Annotated in this window: 15 protein-coding genes; 3 read left to right on the plus strand and 12 right to left on the minus strand. The window is 59.0% G+C overall.

What is annotated here, in order from left to right; genetic code table 11:
- Nucleotides 1-147: 147 nt before the first annotated feature.
- The 12 genes from purD to rhlB form a co-directional block, all read right to left on the minus strand.
- Nucleotides 148-1,416: a phosphoribosylamine--glycine ligase gene (gene purD, locus ACMHYW_RS09710; protein WP_414499754.1), complete on the minus strand. Its 1,269-nt coding sequence runs from the start codon at nucleotides 1,414-1,416 to the stop codon at nucleotides 148-150.
- A 94-nt stretch (nucleotides 1,417-1,510) separates the two neighbouring features.
- Nucleotides 1,511-2,122, minus strand: a complete 612-nt coding sequence (gene purN / locus ACMHYW_RS09715; protein WP_414499755.1) for a phosphoribosylglycinamide formyltransferase — start codon at nucleotides 2,120-2,122, stop codon at nucleotides 1,511-1,513.
- Nucleotides 2,119-3,210: a phosphoribosylformylglycinamidine cyclo-ligase gene (gene purM, locus ACMHYW_RS09720; RefSeq protein ID WP_414499756.1), complete on the minus strand. Its 1,092-nt coding sequence runs from the start codon at nucleotides 3,208-3,210 to the stop codon at nucleotides 2,119-2,121. The genes purN and purM overlap by 4 nt, the downstream gene beginning before the upstream one ends.
- On the minus strand, nucleotides 3,197-4,609 hold the full coding sequence (gene purF, locus ACMHYW_RS09725) for an amidophosphoribosyltransferase (RefSeq protein ID WP_027704656.1): 1,413 nt from the start codon (nucleotides 4,607-4,609) through the stop codon (nucleotides 3,197-3,199). The genes purM and purF overlap by 14 nt, the downstream gene beginning before the upstream one ends.
- Entirely contained in the window at nucleotides 4,585-6,810 is a 2,226-nt protein-coding gene (gene purL, locus ACMHYW_RS09730) for a phosphoribosylformylglycinamidine synthase subunit PurL (protein ID WP_414499757.1), read from the minus strand. The genes purF and purL overlap by 25 nt, the downstream gene beginning before the upstream one ends.
- 4 nt (nucleotides 6,811-6,814) lie before the next feature.
- Nucleotides 6,815-7,498: a phosphoribosylformylglycinamidine synthase subunit PurQ gene (purQ, locus tag ACMHYW_RS09735; protein ID WP_027704658.1), complete on the minus strand. Its 684-nt coding sequence runs from the start codon at nucleotides 7,496-7,498 to the stop codon at nucleotides 6,815-6,817.
- On the minus strand, nucleotides 7,483-7,758 hold the full coding sequence (gene purS / locus ACMHYW_RS09740) for a phosphoribosylformylglycinamidine synthase subunit PurS (RefSeq protein WP_027704659.1): 276 nt from the start codon (nucleotides 7,756-7,758) through the stop codon (nucleotides 7,483-7,485). The genes purQ and purS overlap by 16 nt, the downstream gene beginning before the upstream one ends.
- Nucleotides 7,751-8,467 carry a phosphoribosylaminoimidazolesuccinocarboxamide synthase gene (gene purC / locus ACMHYW_RS09745; RefSeq protein ID WP_414499758.1) on the minus strand — a complete coding sequence of 239 codons (717 nt, stop codon included), beginning with the start codon at nucleotides 8,465-8,467 and terminating at the stop codon, nucleotides 7,751-7,753. The genes purS and purC overlap by 8 nt, the downstream gene beginning before the upstream one ends.
- Before the next feature lie 53 nt (nucleotides 8,468-8,520).
- The gene (purK, locus tag ACMHYW_RS09750) at nucleotides 8,521-9,684 is read right to left on the minus strand and encodes a 5-(carboxyamino)imidazole ribonucleotide synthase (RefSeq protein ID WP_414499759.1); all 1,164 of its coding nucleotides are present in this window, start codon (nucleotides 9,682-9,684) and stop codon (nucleotides 8,521-8,523) included.
- Complete coding sequence (purE, locus tag ACMHYW_RS09755; protein WP_027704662.1) at nucleotides 9,681-10,169, minus strand: 5-(carboxyamino)imidazole ribonucleotide mutase; 489 nt, start codon at nucleotides 10,167-10,169, stop codon at nucleotides 9,681-9,683. Before purE ends, purK begins: the two co-directional genes overlap by 4 nt.
- 245 nt (nucleotides 10,170-10,414) lie before the next feature.
- Nucleotides 10,415-12,562 (minus strand): ATP-dependent DNA helicase DinG, encoded by a 2,148-nt coding sequence (gene dinG / locus ACMHYW_RS09760; protein WP_414499760.1) that lies wholly within the window; start codon nucleotides 12,560-12,562, stop codon nucleotides 10,415-10,417.
- Between the two features lie 104 nt (nucleotides 12,563-12,666).
- Nucleotides 12,667-13,977 carry an ATP-dependent RNA helicase RhlB gene (gene rhlB, locus ACMHYW_RS09765; protein WP_414499761.1) on the minus strand — a complete coding sequence of 437 codons (1,311 nt, stop codon included), beginning with the start codon at nucleotides 13,975-13,977 and terminating at the stop codon, nucleotides 12,667-12,669.
- A 442-nt stretch (nucleotides 13,978-14,419) separates the two neighbouring features.
- Between rhlB and ACMHYW_RS09770 the strand changes: the two genes are divergently transcribed.
- From ACMHYW_RS09770 to ACMHYW_RS09780, 3 genes are all read left to right on the plus strand, one after another.
- Entirely contained in the window at nucleotides 14,420-14,650 is a 231-nt protein-coding gene (locus ACMHYW_RS09770) for a hypothetical protein (RefSeq protein ID WP_027704665.1), read from the plus strand.
- Nucleotides 14,650-15,462 (plus strand): exodeoxyribonuclease III, encoded by an 813-nt coding sequence (gene xthA / locus ACMHYW_RS09775; RefSeq protein WP_414499762.1) that lies wholly within the window; start codon nucleotides 14,650-14,652, stop codon nucleotides 15,460-15,462. The genes ACMHYW_RS09770 and xthA overlap by 1 nt, the downstream gene beginning before the upstream one ends.
- Nucleotides 15,463-15,978: 516 nt before the next feature.
- Nucleotides 15,979-16,488, plus strand: a complete 510-nt coding sequence (locus tag ACMHYW_RS09780; protein WP_414499763.1) for a hypothetical protein — start codon at nucleotides 15,979-15,981, stop codon at nucleotides 16,486-16,488.
- The last annotated feature ends 22 nt before the right edge of the window (nucleotides 16,489-16,510 follow it).

Raw genomic sequence — 16,510 nt, forward strand, 5'->3', positions numbered from 1 at the left:
TTAAGTAACGCAATGAAAAACTTATATTCCCTGCGGATACTATCATCTTTATCATGGCATTAGAAACCAAAAAAGCCGCATTGCTAACAAAGCAATACGGCTTTTTATCAATCAAAAGTCGATATTTTAGTTCAGGTATATACCTGCTTACCTTGTGAGCTGCTTCAGTGCTCGGTGTCCGATATCTTTACGATAGAACAGGCCATCGCTTTCGATCAGGTCCAGTGCGTGATAGGCATGATCGCAGGCATCCTGCAGCGTATCGCCCTTACCTGCGACGAGCAGAACACGCCCCCCCGCGGTGACCCAATGGTCCTGCTGGAAGTCCGTGCCCGCATGGAAAACCAGTGCCTGATCGGCAGCCTTGCTGATGCCTTTGATCGTTGCACCCGTTTGAGGTTTGCCCGGGTAGCCCGTGCTCGCCATCACCACGCCCACTACCGGCTGAGCAGACCATTCAATATCCGGTTTTTTACCGTCCAGCAGCTGTTCAATCACGTCAACCAGATCGCTTTCCATGCGCGGCAACACGACTTGGGTTTCAGGATCACCGAAGCGCACGTTGAATTCGATGACGCGCGGTCCCGTTGCCGTCATCATCAGTCCTGCATACAGTACGCCAGTGAACGGTGTGCCCTCTTCGCACATGGCATCGGCCATCGGTTCGAGAATCGTGCGGACAGCAACGTCGACATCGGCATCCGAGAACTGCGGAACGGGAGAGTAGGCACCCATGCCGCCGGTATTCGGTCCTGTATCGCGCTCACCAACACGCTTGTGGTCCTGTGCAGTGACAAGCGGCACGACCGTGCGGCCGTTGACCAGTGCCATCAGCGAAAGCTCTTCGCCATCAAGGTACTCTTCGATCACCACGCGATTGCCCGCATCACCGAAAACGCGATCCCCCATGATCGCATCCAGTGCCGCCAGCGCTTCGCTCTCTTCGAAGGCCACCACAACGCCCTTGCCTGCCGCCAAGCCATCAGCCTTGATAACGATGGGCGCGCCCTGCTTTTTGACATAGGCACGAGCGGCGTCAAGATCATCAAAGGTCTGATAGGCGCCAGTGGGAATGTTGTAACGTGCCATCAGGCGCTTGGCATGATCTTTGGAGCCTTCCAGCTGTGCAGCGGCCTGTGTCGGTCCGAAAACCTTGAGACCTTCACGCTGGAAACGGTCGACGAGGCCTTGCAGCAGTGGCACTTCCGGGCCAACGATGGTCAGACCAACATGTTCGCGCTTGACCAGTGCCACCAGCGCATCATGATCACTGACATCGAGAGCTTCACAGCGAGCAACGTTGGACATACCTGCGCTGCCGGGCACGGCTATCACTTCGGAGACGCGAGGGCTCTGGGCTGCTTTCCACGCAATGGTATGTTCACGACCGCCACTGCCGATCACCATGATCTTCATCTGTTTGGATTCCCTGTGTCTCAAATCGGTCAGGTACGGCAAGCGCACCATGACGAGCAAAGCGCCATTTCTGGCGCTCCGCGAAAGATAATGCTTAGTTCATAAACGACCACTGATCGAACAGTGATGCTAGCGTGTCGGGGTAGAAGCGGTTCTCGATCCGCTTCAACCGCGCTAGCAGGCTGTCGTGATCATCATCCGGCAGCACGGGCACGTGCCGCTGGGCAATGATCGGCCCCGTATCCATTCCCGCATCCACATAGTGCACGGTGATGCCTGTAACGGAAGCGCCATCAGCCAGCGCCTGCCCGACGGCGTCGAGGCCTGGGTACTTGGGCAGCAGCGATGGATGAGTATTGATGATGCGGGCAGGATATGCCTCCAGCAACGTCGGCCCAACTAAGCGCATATAGCCGGCCAAAACGACCACGTCCGCCTGTGCATCGCGCAAGACTTCCAGCAGTGCGGCTTCATAAGCCGCCTTACCGTCGAACTCGCGAGGCGCGAACGCTTGCGTGGCAACGCCCATGGATTCGGCACGCGCCAGCGCCGGTGCATCACGGTGATCGCTGAACAACAGCACAACCTCAGCATTGAGCCGCCCGGCCTCAACGGCCCGCATGATGCCTTCCGCATTAGTGCCCTGGCCAGAAGCCAGCAGCGCCAGTTTCAGGCGCGGCGGCTGCGAAGCGTGGGACTCGCTCATGCGTCGATCCCCTTGATGTGGCACTCGCCTTCGCCTGCCACTACTTCACCGATCACATAAGCCGCTTCGCTTTGCGATGCCAGCTGATCCAGCACGGCCTGCTGGTTGCTTTTGCGAACGGCGAGCACCATGCCAATACCCATATTGAACGTGTTGAACATCTCGCGTTCTGGAATCTGGCCACGTTCACGAATGACATCAAAGATCGCGGGTTCCGGCCACTGACCACGGGTCACACTGACGCTCAGGCCTTTCGGCAACATGCGCGGCAGGTTTTCGTAGAAGCCGCCGCCCGTCACGTGAGCCGCACCGGTCAACAGCCCTTTTGCCAGACTTGGCATCAGTGCTTTCACGTAGATGCGGGTCGGCGTCAGCAGCGCTTCGCCCAGCGTCGCCCCCAGCGCGGGCACATGTTCGGCCAGACATTCGTCTTCCTGCCCTTTCTTCAGCAGTACGTGACGCACTAGCGAGAAACCGTTGCTGTGCACGCCGCTGGAAGGCAGGCCGATCAGTACGTCGCCAGCGGCGATTTCTTCGCCCGTCAGCAGCGCGTCCTTTTCAACCGCACCGACGGCAAAGCCCGCCAGATCAAATTCCTGCTCGTCATACAGCCCGGGCATTTCAGCGGTTTCGCCACCGATCAGTGCGCAGCCTGCCAACACACAGCCATCGGCAACGCCCTTGACGACCTGTTCGATACGTTCGGGAAATGCCTTACCACAGGCGATATAGTCGAGGAAGTAGAGCGGTTCCGCCCCCTGCACGATCACGTCGTTAACGCACATGGCGACGACGTCCTGACCGATGGTGTCATAGCGCTTCATCGCCATGGCCAGCATCAGCTTGGTGCCAACACCGTCCGTTCCGGACACCAGCACGGGTGCCTTCATGTTGAGTTCGGACAGATCGAAGGTGCCACCGAAGCCACCAAGACCGCCCATCGCACCGAGGCGACGGGTGCGGGCCACGTGGGGCTTCATGCGCGTCACGGCTTCATAGCCTGCTTCGATATTGACGCCGGCACGCTGGTAAGCGGTGCCTTCAGCGGCAACGTCAGTGGAGGAATGCGTCGTATCACTGCTTTTCATAGGGCAGTACCGTGCTGGGATAAATGGCGGTGGGATAATGGCCGCTGTAGCAGGCCAGACACTGGCCGCACTGCGGCATCGAAGCGTCGCGACCGATACCGGCCTGCAGCCCTTCGAGCGATAGGAATTCAAGTGAATCGGCACCGATCACGTCACAGATTTCCGCAACGGACAGCGACGAAGCGATCAGCTCACCCGATGTCGAGGTGTCGATACCGTAGAAGCAAGGGTGCTTAATCGGCGGCGCGCTGATACGGACGTGCACTTCCTTGGCCCCAGCATCGCGCAGCAGCTGCACAATATGGCGACAGGTCGTACCACGCACGATGGAGTCGTCGATCATGACAACGCGCTGGCCAGCCACCACACCACGTACGGCAGACAGCTTCATCTTGACGCCGCGTTCGCGCAACGCTTGGGACGGCTGAATGAAGGTACGTGCGATGTAGCGGTTCTTGATCAACCCTACTTCATAAGGAATGCCGGACTGTTCGGCATAGCCGATGGCGGCCGAAATGCTGGAGTCCGGAACCCCGATCGCTACGTCAGCTTCAATGGGAAACTCTTCCGCGAGACGCTTACCGAGGCGTTTGCGTGCCGCATGGACATTGATTTCTTCAAGGTCGCTGTCCGGGCGAGCAAAGTAGACATACTCCATGCTGCAGATCGCCCGCATGGCCTTGCTGATAAAGCGCTGACTGTGGCAGCCCGATTCGTCGATGACCAGCAGTTCGCCCGGTTCGATATCGCGTTCGAACACGGCACCGACGGTATCGAGTGCACAGGTTTCAGAAGCCACGACCCACGCGTCGCCGAGACGGCCCAGCGACAGTGGGCGCAAACCGTGCGGGTCACGTGCCACAACCAGCTGATGCTCGTCCATGACGGCGAAGGAGTAGGCGCCCTTCAGCAGCGGCAGTGCATTGGCCATTTTCTCGGCCAGCGTGCGGCTGCGGCTGCGACGAATCAGGTGCGCCAACACTTCGGTATCAGAGGTGGACTGGAAGATCGCCCCTTCATCTTCCAGCTGTTCCTTGAGGCGCTCGGCGTTGACTAGGTTACCGTTATGGGCAATGGCCAGACCGCCGTGATGCGACTGGAACACCAGCGGCTGCACGTTCTGCAGACCGCCGCCACCCGCGGTAGCGTAGCGCACATGCGCTACGCCCAGCGTACCTTTCAGGGATTCGAGCTGTTCACGCGTGAAGACATCGTGTACCAGCCCCAACCCTTTGTGGTACTGGAGACGCTTTCCGTCGGAGATGACGATACCGGCCCCTTCCTGACCGCGGTGCTGCAGGCTGTGCAGACCGTAGTAGCAGATTTCGGAAGCGCCGGCGTGTCCTGCTACTGCAAAGACACCGCACTCCTCGTTCAGGCCTCGGATTTCAGCAAGCATTCCAGCGCCCCTTTCCATGTCGTGGAGAGTGTTGCGAGTGGCAGATCAATCAGTGTGCGGCCTTCATCATCCGCAATGGTCAGCGCGTTCTTGGTCACGACCTGACCCAGCAAATGCGCATCTGGCACGGCCTGTTCGAAGGCCGCTTGCTGTGCCTGCGGCACGGTCACGATGAAGCGCGACTGGCTTTCGGCGAACAGTGACGCTGCATCACCGCTGACGCGGACATCCGCACCCAGCGATTTCTCCATGGTCATTTCAGCCAGTGCCACAGCCAGACCACCTTCGGAGATATCGTGCGCGGCACTGATCAGGCCCGCGTGGATAGCGTCGAGCAGCTGCTGCTGGCGACGAGCTTCAACGTCCAGATCCAGTGCCGGAGCACGACCGGAGATATCACCCGCCTGCATGTACTGCAACTCACTGCCGCCGAATTCCGGCAGCGTGTCGCCCAGCAGGTAGACACGATCTCCCGCTTCACGGAAGAACTGGGTAGTGATGTGGTCAACATCGTCGATCAGACCGACCATGCCAATCACCGGCGTCGGATGGATCGCAACGTCATCGTGCTCGTTGTACAGCGAAACGTTACCGCCGATGACCGGCACGTTCAGTGCACGGCAGGCGTCGCTCAGTCCCTTGACCGACTGCTTGAGCTGCCAGAAGATTTCCGGTTTTTCAGGGCTGCCGTAGTTCAGGCCATCGGTCACACCCAGCGGGCGGGCGCCGCTGCACACTAGGTTGCGTGCGGCTTCGGCAATCGCGATACGGCCACCAACTTCCGGATCCAGCTCGATATAGCGCGCGTTACAGTCGGTGGTCATCGCCAATGCTTTGCGGGTACCGCGGACACGAACGACAGCAGCGTCAGAGCCGGGGCGCACGATCGTATTGGTCTGCACCATATGATCGAACTGCTCGTAGACCCACGCTTTGCTGGCAATCGACGGACGCGCCAGCAGCTTCAGCAGCGTATCCTGTGCATCGGTGATGGTCGGCTGCCACGGTGTCATCTGCTGCCATTCAGAAAAACGGGCCGGTTCACGGCTCGGCGGGTGCGCTACCGGTGCTTCATCGGTCAGTGAGGCAACCGGCAGATCGGCGACACATTCGCCGTGCTGCATCAGACGGAAACGCTGGTTGTCAGTCACAACACCGACATCGACCGCGTCCAGTCCCCACGGTGCGAAGACCTGACGGATTTCATCTTCACGCCCCTTCTCGACCACCAGCAGCATGCGTTCCTGAGACTCTGACAGCATCAGCTCGTAGGCCGTCATGTTCGGTTCGCGCTGCGGAACCTTGTCGAGGTCGAGCAGCAGACCGGAACCCGCCTTGCTGGCCATTTCAACCGCTGACGAGGTCAGGCCTGCAGCCCCCATGTCTTGGATACCGACCAGCGCATCGCACTTGACGACTTCCAGACAGGCTTCCATCAGCAGTTTACCCATAAACGGGTCGCCGACCTGTACCGCAGGGCGCTTAACGTCTTCAGCTTCGCTGCTGAATACCTCGGAGGCCATGGTTGCACCGTGAATACCATCACGACCGGTCTTGGCCCCGACGTACATCACGGTGTTGCCAACGCCTTTCGCCTGGCCTTTCTGGATGTCTTCATGGTTGATCAGGCCCACGCACATGGCGTTGACCAGCGGGTTGCGGGTGTAGCACGGCGCGAACTGGATCTCGCCGCCCACCGTCGGAACACCGATGCAGTTACCGTAGCCTGCAATCCCGGCCACAACGTGTTCGAACAGATAGCGCGTACGCGCATCGCTCAGTTCACCGAAGCGCAACGAGTTCAACATCGCAATCGGACGGGCGCCCATGGAAAAAACATCGCGCAGAATACCGCCGACACCGGTGGCCGCCCCTTCGTAGGGCTCCAGTGCGGACGGGTGGTTGTGACTTTCGATCTTGAAGGCGACCGCCTGACCGTCACCGATATCGACGATCCCGGCCCCTTCACCCGGCCCTTGCAGTACATGTTCACCCGTTGTCGGGAACTCTTTCAGCAGCGGACGGGAATGGGTATAGCAGCAGTGCTCGGACCACATCACGGCAAACAGCCCGATCTCGGTCACTGATAGCGGGCGGCCGACCATGCCTTCGGCACGTGCATAGAGCTCATCGGACAGCCCCAGTTCGCGCCAGGCCTTGGTTTCCTTGAGCACCACGTTTTGCGGATCAGGTTGCGACATGCCTTCAGCTCCCCTGGCGTTGCGATGAGGTGATATGACGTTTCAATGAGGTGAACAGGGCCAGTCCATCGACACTGCCCAGCAGCGCTTCTACTGCGCGCTCAGGGTGAGGCATCATGCCCAGCACGTTGCCACGTTCGTTGATGATACCGGCGATATCGTGACGCGAACCGTTGACGGGCTCGGCATAGCGGAAAACGACCTGGCCGTTGGCTTCAAGCGCTTCCAGCGTGCCCTCATCACATTCATAGTTACCTTCACCGTGGGCAACAGGCAGGATGATCTGCTGGCCTTCGGTATAGTCACTGCTGAAGGCCGTACTGGCGTTGGCGACGGTTAGCGCCACATCGCGGCAGACGAAGTTCAGCCCGGCGTTGCGCTTCATGGCACCCGGTAGCAGGCCCGCTTCCAGCAGCACTTGGAAACCGTTGCAGACCCCAACGACCCAACGGCCTTCGTCAGCGGCTTTCTTCACGGCCTGCATGACCGGAGCAAAGCGTGCGATAGCCCCCGCACGCAGATAGTCGCCGTAGGAGAACCCCCCCGGCAGGAAGATCGCATCGAATCCGTCGAGAGACGTTGCAGAATACGGGACCATCTCGACCTCGACGTCTAGCCCGTCACGCAGGGCGTAGTACATGTCGCGATCGCAGTTCGACCCGGGGAAGACGATCACTGCGCAGCGCATGGCACCTCCACCTCTTCGAGTTCGATGCGGTATTCTTCGATGACCGTATTGGCCAGCAGAGCGTCACACATCGCCTTGACTCGGGCGGTAGCGTCTTCCTCGGAAAGAGAGGCATCGTCGAGGAGCAGCTCGATATAGCGACCGATGCGCACTTCCGTTACGTCATTGTGAGACAGTGCATGCAGCGCACTGCAAACGGCAGCCCCTTGAGGATCGAGAACACCGTTCTTCAGAGTGACGTAGACCTTGGCCTTAAGCATGAGCACCTCGCAGACGAGAAAGAATGTTCTGATAACCGGCTTGAAGATTGCCGAGATCGCGACGGAAAAGATCCTTGTCCAGACGTTCGCCCGTGGCGTGATCCCACAGGCGACAGGTATCAGGAGAGATCTCGTCCGCCAGTAGCAGAGAACCATCGGCGTCACGGCCGAATTCGACCTTGCCGTCGATAAGATCGACGCCCAGTTCAGCGAACAGCGCCTTCAGGACTTCGTTGATGTGCAGTGCCATGGTGCGCAGCTGCTGACACTCTTCACGTGTTGCCACGTCAAGCAGTGCAATATGGTCTTCCGTGACAAGCGGATCATCTAGTGCATCGTTCTTGTAATAGAACTCGATGATCGGTTCCTTGAGCGGTGTGCCTTCTTCAAGGCCGAGGCGTCGGGCCAAGCTGCCCGCCACCACATTACGCATGACCACTTCTAGCGGTACGATCGTGACCGCTTTCACCAGCTGTTCCGTAGCCGAAAGGCGTTTGATGAAGTGGGAAGGAATGCCTCGTTCTTCCAGCACCGTGAAGATGAGCGAGGTAATCTCATTATTGAGCTCGGCCTTGCCGTCAAGCGAAGCCTTCTTCTTACCGTTGAACGCCGTAGCGTCGTTCTTGTATTCGACCCACATTACCTGTTCGTCTTCGGTGCGGTAGAGTCGCTTCGCTTTACCTTCGTACAGCATTTCCTGCCTAGTCATCATATTCCCCGTCGCAATGTGCGGTTCAGGAAGAGTACCGCTGGCCCTCTGGTTCACTCTGCTTCAGCAGCAGAAGCGGCCCAGAACTGGTCCAGTCGGCGCATACAGTCAGCAGTCGACGGACCGAGTGCCGTCAGATGCCCCATCTTGCGTTGACTTACCACCCGCGCTTTACCATAGAGGTGCAGATGGAGTGATTCGAGATGCGTCAGGCGTGCCATCAGCGGTGCGATGTGTTGCCCCAGAATGTTTTCCATTACAACCGGCGACAGCAGGCGCGTGTCGCCCAGCGGCAGACCGCAGATGGCACGAACGTGCTGCTCAAACTGCGACGTTTCACAAGCATCGATCGAGAAGTGCCCGGAGTTATGCGGACGCGGTGCCAGCTCGTTGACGTAAAGTGTGCCATCGCGACCAACGAACAGCTCAACCGCCAGTGTTCCCACCAGCTTGAGCCCTTCAGCCAACGTCATCGCGATCTGCTGAGCGCGAGCGTCTACGTCCGCGGCAATGCGTGCCGGCACTTGGGTACGGTGCAGAATGTTCTGGCAGTGCTCATTCTCGGCCGTCGGCAGGCAGCGCGTTTCACCGGTTGTAGAGCGCGCCACGATGACCGATATCTCGCGTTCGAAGGGAATCCACTGCTCCAACACTAGCGGTGCATGATCCCCCAGCTGCCGCCAAGCATCTTCCAGCTCGGAACGGTGCTTGACCACTACCTGTCCCTTGCCATCGTACCCCCCCATGCATGTCTTCAGCACAGCGGGGAAACGGATGGATGCCGTGGCCATGTCTAGATCGTCGGCCGACATGATGTTGGCGTAAGGCGCAACCGGCAGCCCAAGTGCTGTGATGGCTTCTTTTTCCAAGCGACGGTGCTGCGAGATGCGGATCAGATGCGCCCCCTGCGGAAGGCGACCAACGTCGGCGATGAGCGCCAACGTATCCAAGTCGATATGTTCGAATTCATACGTCACGATATCGCTGCATTCCGCCAGCTGGCGTGCGGCATCGGGATCGTTATAGGGAGCGGTAATGACGTGATCAGCAATGGCTGCCGTCGGAGCCGTGGGATCGGGGTCAAGCACGGCGATGCGGTACCCCATAGTGCGTGCGGCAGTAGCCATCATGGCCCCTAACTGCCCGCCCCCGATGATGCCGATCACGGCACCGGGCACGATCAGCGCTGCCGCTTGAGACGTTGCCTGAGTGCTCATTTCAGCTCCTCGCTGCTGGCCTCCGCAGCACGCTCGCTTTCCAGCCGACGTGCTTCGAGCCGTTCGCCCAATGCGTCGTCGTGCAAGGCCAGCATACGTGCAGCCATCAGGGCGGCATTGGTCGCGCCCGCCTTACCGATCGCCATGGTGGCAACGGGAACGCCGCCGGGCATCTGTACGATCGACAACAGTGAATCCATGCCTTTCAGGTGGCGAGAGGCAACGGGAACACCGATAACGGGAAGAGAAGTCTTGGCGGCCAGCATGCCCGGCAAATGGGCAGCACCACCAGCACCTGCAATGATGATCTGGATGCCGCGTGCAGCGGCTTCTTCAGCGTAGGCGAACATCTGATCGGGCATGCGGTGCGCCGATACTACGCGATGTTCGAAGGAGATCTTCAGTGATTCAAGCGTGTCGCAGCAGGCATGCATGGTCTCCCAGTCGGAAACACTGCCCATGACCACCCCAACCTGTGGTGACATATCCCTGTTTCTCCTTTGCTTCCGGAAGGCCCCGGAATACAGCCAGAAGGGTGGCGCATATCACAGCCGAACGAACGCGATTGTCCGCGAACTTTCTACAGATACACGAATACCCGATGCAATATGTGCCGAAAGCGCATCTAGTATTACATTAGACAGGGGGCGAGTGGAAGGGGTGCGTTGTAATTATGTGTACAAGGCGTTTCAAATTTTACAACACCTGAAACGCCTTCATTTCGCTTATATCAACGCGCCAGTTCTCGACGGAAAGGAGGGAGCGCCTCTAGGAGCGCCTGACCGTAGCGCTTCGTCAGCACACGGCGGTCAAGAATGGTGATGCGCCCATGATCCTGCTCCTTACGGATCAAGCGGCCGCAGGCCTGCACCAAGCGAATCGACGCATCTGGTACGGTAATACGCATGAAGGGATTACCGCCCTTGGTTTCGATCCACTCTGCCAGTGTAGCTCCGACAGGGTCATCCGGCACGGCAAAAGGCAGTCGCGTGATCACGACATGGGTCAGATACTGCCCGGGCAAGTCGATCCCTTCGGCAAAGCTCGCCAGACCGAAGATGATGCTGCCCTTCCCTTTGTCGATGCGTTTGCGGTGTTCCAGTAGCAGCTCATGGCGAGCACGCTGCCCCTGCACCAGTAGACGATCTGCTAGCTCCGCATTGCCAGAGGAGCGGATAGCGTCCTCCACAGCCTGCATCTGACGGCGCGCGGAAAACAGCACCAGCACCGCCTCGTCTTCACCCAGCCCTTTCACGCACTCAATAATGGCTTGCTCGTGAGCATCGCGCTGAGCGGGATCAACGGCAATCGGCGGTACCGATAGCACTGCACGCGAGTAATCGAAGGGACTGGGCAGCTGCCGATAGCGATAGCGGTTAGCTAATCCGGCACGCTCCTGCAATCGCTCAAAGCGTCCCAACGCGGTCAGCGTAGCGGAGGTCAGCACCGCCCCGAAGCAGCGCCCCCACAGATGACGCGCCAGCGTTTCGGCCGCGCTAACCGGTGATGCCGCATAAACCAGCTCACCGTCCGCACCGTTGCTGGTGGATTCCAGCTGAATCCAGCGCGCCTGTGGAGGAGCAGACGTCACATCATCCACGGCAGCGAAGGCCATCCACAGCCCGTGCGCTTCCAATGCCCGCCCATGCAGCAGCGCCACCAGCGGCAGCCACTCTTCCGCCTGCTCTCGCGGCAACCCGTTCTGCTTATCAGGATCAAGCGCTTCGCGCAGAATATCCGCGATGCTTTCCAGCGTACGGCACAGCGCAGCGAACGGCGCGCACAGCGCCGCCGCCATCTCACGCAGTGCGTCAGGAATGCGTCCCTGCTCAAAGCGGTGACGCGGCATATCATTGCGGAAATCGTTCGACGGCTCCGGCAGTAGCTGGCGTCCCATCTGTAGTGCCGTCTGAAGGTGAGGCTCAATCGCCATCAGCTGTTCGGGCATTGCTTGTAGCAGACGTGCCACCACTGGCTGTACGGCCAAGGCGGTATGCAGATCCGGCAACGACTTGCGCAGCTGATTCAACCACCGCATTGCGCCCTGCACCGGCAGTCGCTGATGGAAATGCTCCAGCGCCTTGTCGGGCAGGTGATGCGCCTCATCGAAGACGTAGATGCACTCCTTCGGCGGAGGCAGCACCATGCCCCCTCCCAACGCCAGATCAGCCAGCACCAAATCGTGGTTGGCCACGATAATGTCGGCCTCTTCAACCTTGCGGCGCGCCTTGAAGAAGGCACAGGCAGAGAAATGGCCACAGCGTCGATTGGTGCACTGACGATGATCAGTGGTTAACTGCCGCCAGTGTGCGTCTTGCACCGCATCGCGCCAGCTGTCGCGGTCGCCCGCCCACTCACCGCTGCCATAGGCCGTAGCCATTTCTGCGGCCAGCTCCCCCACCTCTTCCTGCTTGTGCGACACGCTCTGTTCAAACAGCGACAGCGTCGGCGACTCCTCGGCACCGTCCATGATCTGTTCGAGGCGCGTCAGACACAGATAGCGCCCTCGCCCCTTCGCCAGCGCATAGTCAAAGCTCAGGCCGCTCTGCGCCTTCAGCATCGGCAGGTCGTGGTGCAGCACCTGTTCCTGCAGCGCCACCGTGGCCGTCGAAACCACCAGCCGCTTGCCGCGTGCCTTGGCGATCGGCAGTGCCGACAGCAGATAGGCCAACGTCTTGCCAGTACCCGTACCGGCTTCCAGCACGCACACATGTTCATCACTGCGGCGCTCGCCTTGATCGTCGATCTCGATATTGCCCAGCGTGCGTGCAATTTCGGCGATCATCAGTTTCTGGCCATGGCGAGGCGACAGCGAGCGTGCCTCCAGCACACGGCGATAGGCTGCCTGGATATCGTTCTTCAGCGCATCGTCGAGCATGATCGGGCGGGATGACCTCGTGTGGATTCAGGCGGGGGAATGTCCTGATGATGCCCACCGGAACGGCAGCATCATCAGGACAGGGTGGGACCTACAGCGATGGGTTAGAGCAGGCCTTCCGGCGGATGCTCGCACGGCAGCTTGTTCTTGATGAACGCTTCAATATCCGGCAGCGCATAGGCGTCTTCTTCGCCCATAAAGCTGATGGACACCCCTTTTGCACCCGCACGGCCGGTACGACCGATACGGTGCACGTAGTCTTCGGGGTCTTCCGGCAGGGTATAGTTGATGACCTGACTAACGTCATCAATATGAATACCACGCCCAGCGACATCGGTCGCGACCAGCACGTTGACTTCACCTTCGCGGAACTGTTCAAGCGTCCGCAGGCGCTGTTTCTGTGCCACATCGCCGGACAGCATCGCTACGTTCAATCCTTCGGCACGCAGATGCTCATCAAGCTTACGCACGCGATCGCGACGATTAGCGAACACCATGACACGCTCATGCGTCGACTGCTTGAGGATGTTGCTCAGCAGGCGCGGCTTGTCCTGATCGCTGACCAGATAGACATGCTGCTCAACGTTATCGGCCGTCTGGGTCTTCGCTTCGATCTCGACATAGGCCGGTTCGTGCGTCCATTGGCTCGACAGGTTGAGGATGTCCTGCGTGAACGTTGCCGAGAACAGGAACGTCTGACGTTCTTCACGACGCGGTGTCGCCCGGATGATGCGTTTCACGTCCGGGATGAAGCCCATCGACAGCATGCGGTCGGCTTCGTCCAGCACCAGCACTTCAACCTGACGCAGATCCAGATCGCCACGCTGCTGGAAGTCGAGCAAACGCCCCGGGGTCGCAATCACTAGATCCACGCGACGTTTCACCTGCTGCTGCTGCTTCTGATAATCCATACCGCCGACCAGACCGGCGATCGTGATATCGGTATAGCGAATCAGCGCCTGAGCGTCTTTTTCGATCTGAAGCGCCAGCTCGCGCGTCGGCGCGATGATCAACGCACGCGGCGTGCTGGGCTGCTGACCTTCCGGACGCGGCTCCTCAAGGAAGTAGGCCAGAATGGCGATCAGGAAGGCCGCTGTCTTGCCGGTTCCCGTCTGCGCCTTGCCGACGACATCGCGTCCCAGCAGCGTGTACGCCAGAGATTCGCTCTGGATCGGCGTACAGTACTGGAACCCCTGCTCGGCAATAGCACGCAACAGCGGCTGGGGAAGATCGAAGTCCTGGAAGCGCCATTGTCCCGGTACGGGAGGCACCTCAGGCAGTGCGACATGCGCCTGCTGTGGCGCAGAAGACGGAGCGCCCCCCTCACGACGAGCCTGACGCGGTTTGCGACGGCGGCGCTTGGGTTTACGCTGAGGGTTCTGGGTCGGTTGTGGTTGCTTTTCCGACTCGCTCATGGCTACTCGACCGGTTGAATGGATGGAAAACGGGCATACAGCATCTCGGCTTACAGTGAAGAAGCCGCTATGCGCATCGACCCGAAAGAAAGGCTACCAGAGGCGGCCCCTTGTAACGACAGCGCACAAGTGTATCAGACACAGAGGGCTTCGTGCTTGCCAGCATACGCTGAACACCGCGAATTACTTCGCCTGACAGGTAACGACGCCCTTGGCTGGCGGTAACAGAAGCGTCGATCACATTGATTACGCTGGCAAACCTTGCCCCTTAGGGTTTACGGATGGTTAACGCGCGCGTTGACCCTTTTGCCCTCACACGACAGCGATTTCATCGGCAGGATAGCCAACCATGCGGCCGTGTCTGTTAGACTAGCGGCATTCTCACCGTTTCCCTGGGGAAGCGGCTGATACCGCGATTACTTCTTTTATGCAGGAGCCTGTCATGACGCGCAGGAAAAAGACCCGTTCCATGGCTGACCGAGTCATGATTCGTACCGGCCGCCGCAAGGACTACAAACAGTGGCGCCATGAGAATCCTGACCAGGTTAAATCAAGCGACCGCTACACGCGCAAGAAACTCAAGCAGCGCAAGGCACAGGCCGCTCGCAAGCAGGAGCGTCAGGAAAACGCGCCTGTACTGCCGCTGCACCCGGATCAACCAGAGGCCACCTGATGCGCTTGGTGTCATTCAACGTCAATGGAGTGCGTGCCCGCCCGCATCAGCTGCAAGCGCTTGTCGATTCGCTGTCGCCTGATGTCATTGGCCTGCAAGAAACCAAGGTACAGGACAGTGAATTTCCGCTGTCCGACCTGCAGGCACTCGGCTATCACGTCCACTACTTTGGGCAGAAGGGCCACTACGGTGTTGCGCTGATGACGCGGCAAGCTCCGCGCGACATCATCTACGGGTTCGATGACGACGAAGACGATGCTCAGCGCCGCATGATTGGTGTCGTGCTCGACACCGCCAACGGCCCACTGACGGTGTACAACGGCTACTTTCCTCAGGGGGAGAACGTCGAGCATCCGACCAAGTTTCCCAACAAGCGCCGCTTCTATGCCCAGCTGAATGCTCGACTGCGCAACTGTCATCAGCCGGATCACCTCGTTGCCGTCATGGGCGATTTCAACATTTCGCCCGAAGATCAGGACATCGGTATCGGTGAACCCAACCGCAAGCGCTGGCTACGTGAAGGCAAGACGAGCTTCCAGCCAGAAGAACGCGCATGGTTGGGGCAGTTGAAGGAATGGGGCCTGAGCGACAGCTACCGCTGCTGCCATCCCGACAGCAGCGAGCTGTTCAGCTGGTTCGACTATCGCTCGAAAGGCTTCGACCGTGAGCCGAAGCGTGGCCTGCGCATTGATCTGATCATGGTCTCCGAAGGCCTGAAAGGGTTCGTACAGGCCTCAGGCATCGACTATGTACTGCGCGGCATGGAAAAGCCGTCCGATCACGCGCCGGTGTGGACGGATATCGCACTCTAGTGAGAAACGGGCCTTTCAAGGCACTCAGCCTAAAGGCCCGTTTACTCTTTTACGTCCGTTAGCCCCACCTTTATCCCTTCAGCCTGATTATTGTCCTCGCCCCAATCGCTTTCGGCAGCGGCGCTTGCGCTCATTTCCATGCATTACCGCATCGCGTAAGGTAGCAATACCTTGTTCTTAGAGCCTTTTCATATGCCAACTGACGCACAGCCATCAGCACCGTCACTCAAACTCGCGCTTTGTGCCATCCTCCTTATCGTCATTACTCATATCATTGGTGTTCCACTGGCCTTCTGGGAGAAAAGCTCCCCCTTCGAACATACAGGGCATGTCATTTTTATGACGGTCTTGTTCAGTGCTCTTTCTTCAGGCTACTGCGTTCTTTTCTACGCCATCTACAAAGCTCCCCCAGCCTCATCGCTGCCACCCACAACGCGAAAACGCACCACCACCAGAAAGAGATCAGCACCGAAACGTAGATCGCACGGACAGAGGGGCTGTAACACGATCGAGCCAGTGCCCACGACCTGGCACGAACGTCTACTGATGAAAGGGATCAACAAGGTGCTGCGCCGAGCCGTAGTGACGGCATTCGTGATTGCCCCCGTCACCACCATTCTGCTCAGCATTATCAGCGCCCTCCTTCCCAAGCCCGCCGCTGAAGGGCTAATGCGCATTCCCGGCTACCTGTTCTGTGGCGCCCTTGTGGCCATCTTGCTTGTTTTCGTTGGCGCAGCGCTAGAATGCCTGTTTTTCTCTGATGCTGAGATACTCAAACGCCCGCCGCTAAAACCCAAACGTCGTTCTCGCTCCCGCAAGAATACGTCGAACTATGGAGCCTCTAGGACTGCCGACTGGAGCAATGGCCATACTGATTTCGGCTATTTTGATGACGTTGATAGCTGCACCTACGGCAGTGATGACAGCAGCGATTACTCAAGCAGTAGCGGCGACAGCACGTCGGACTCTTCCTGTGATACTTCGGACAGTTCATCAAGTGATTGCTCATCGTCTAGCAGCGATTAGTGCTCGCGGCATTTTCATTGCA

The sequence above is a fragment of the Zymobacter sp. IVIA_12111.31 C1 genome (genome assembly GCF_047495495.1).
GTDB lineage: Bacteria > Pseudomonadota > Gammaproteobacteria > Pseudomonadales > Halomonadaceae > Zymobacter.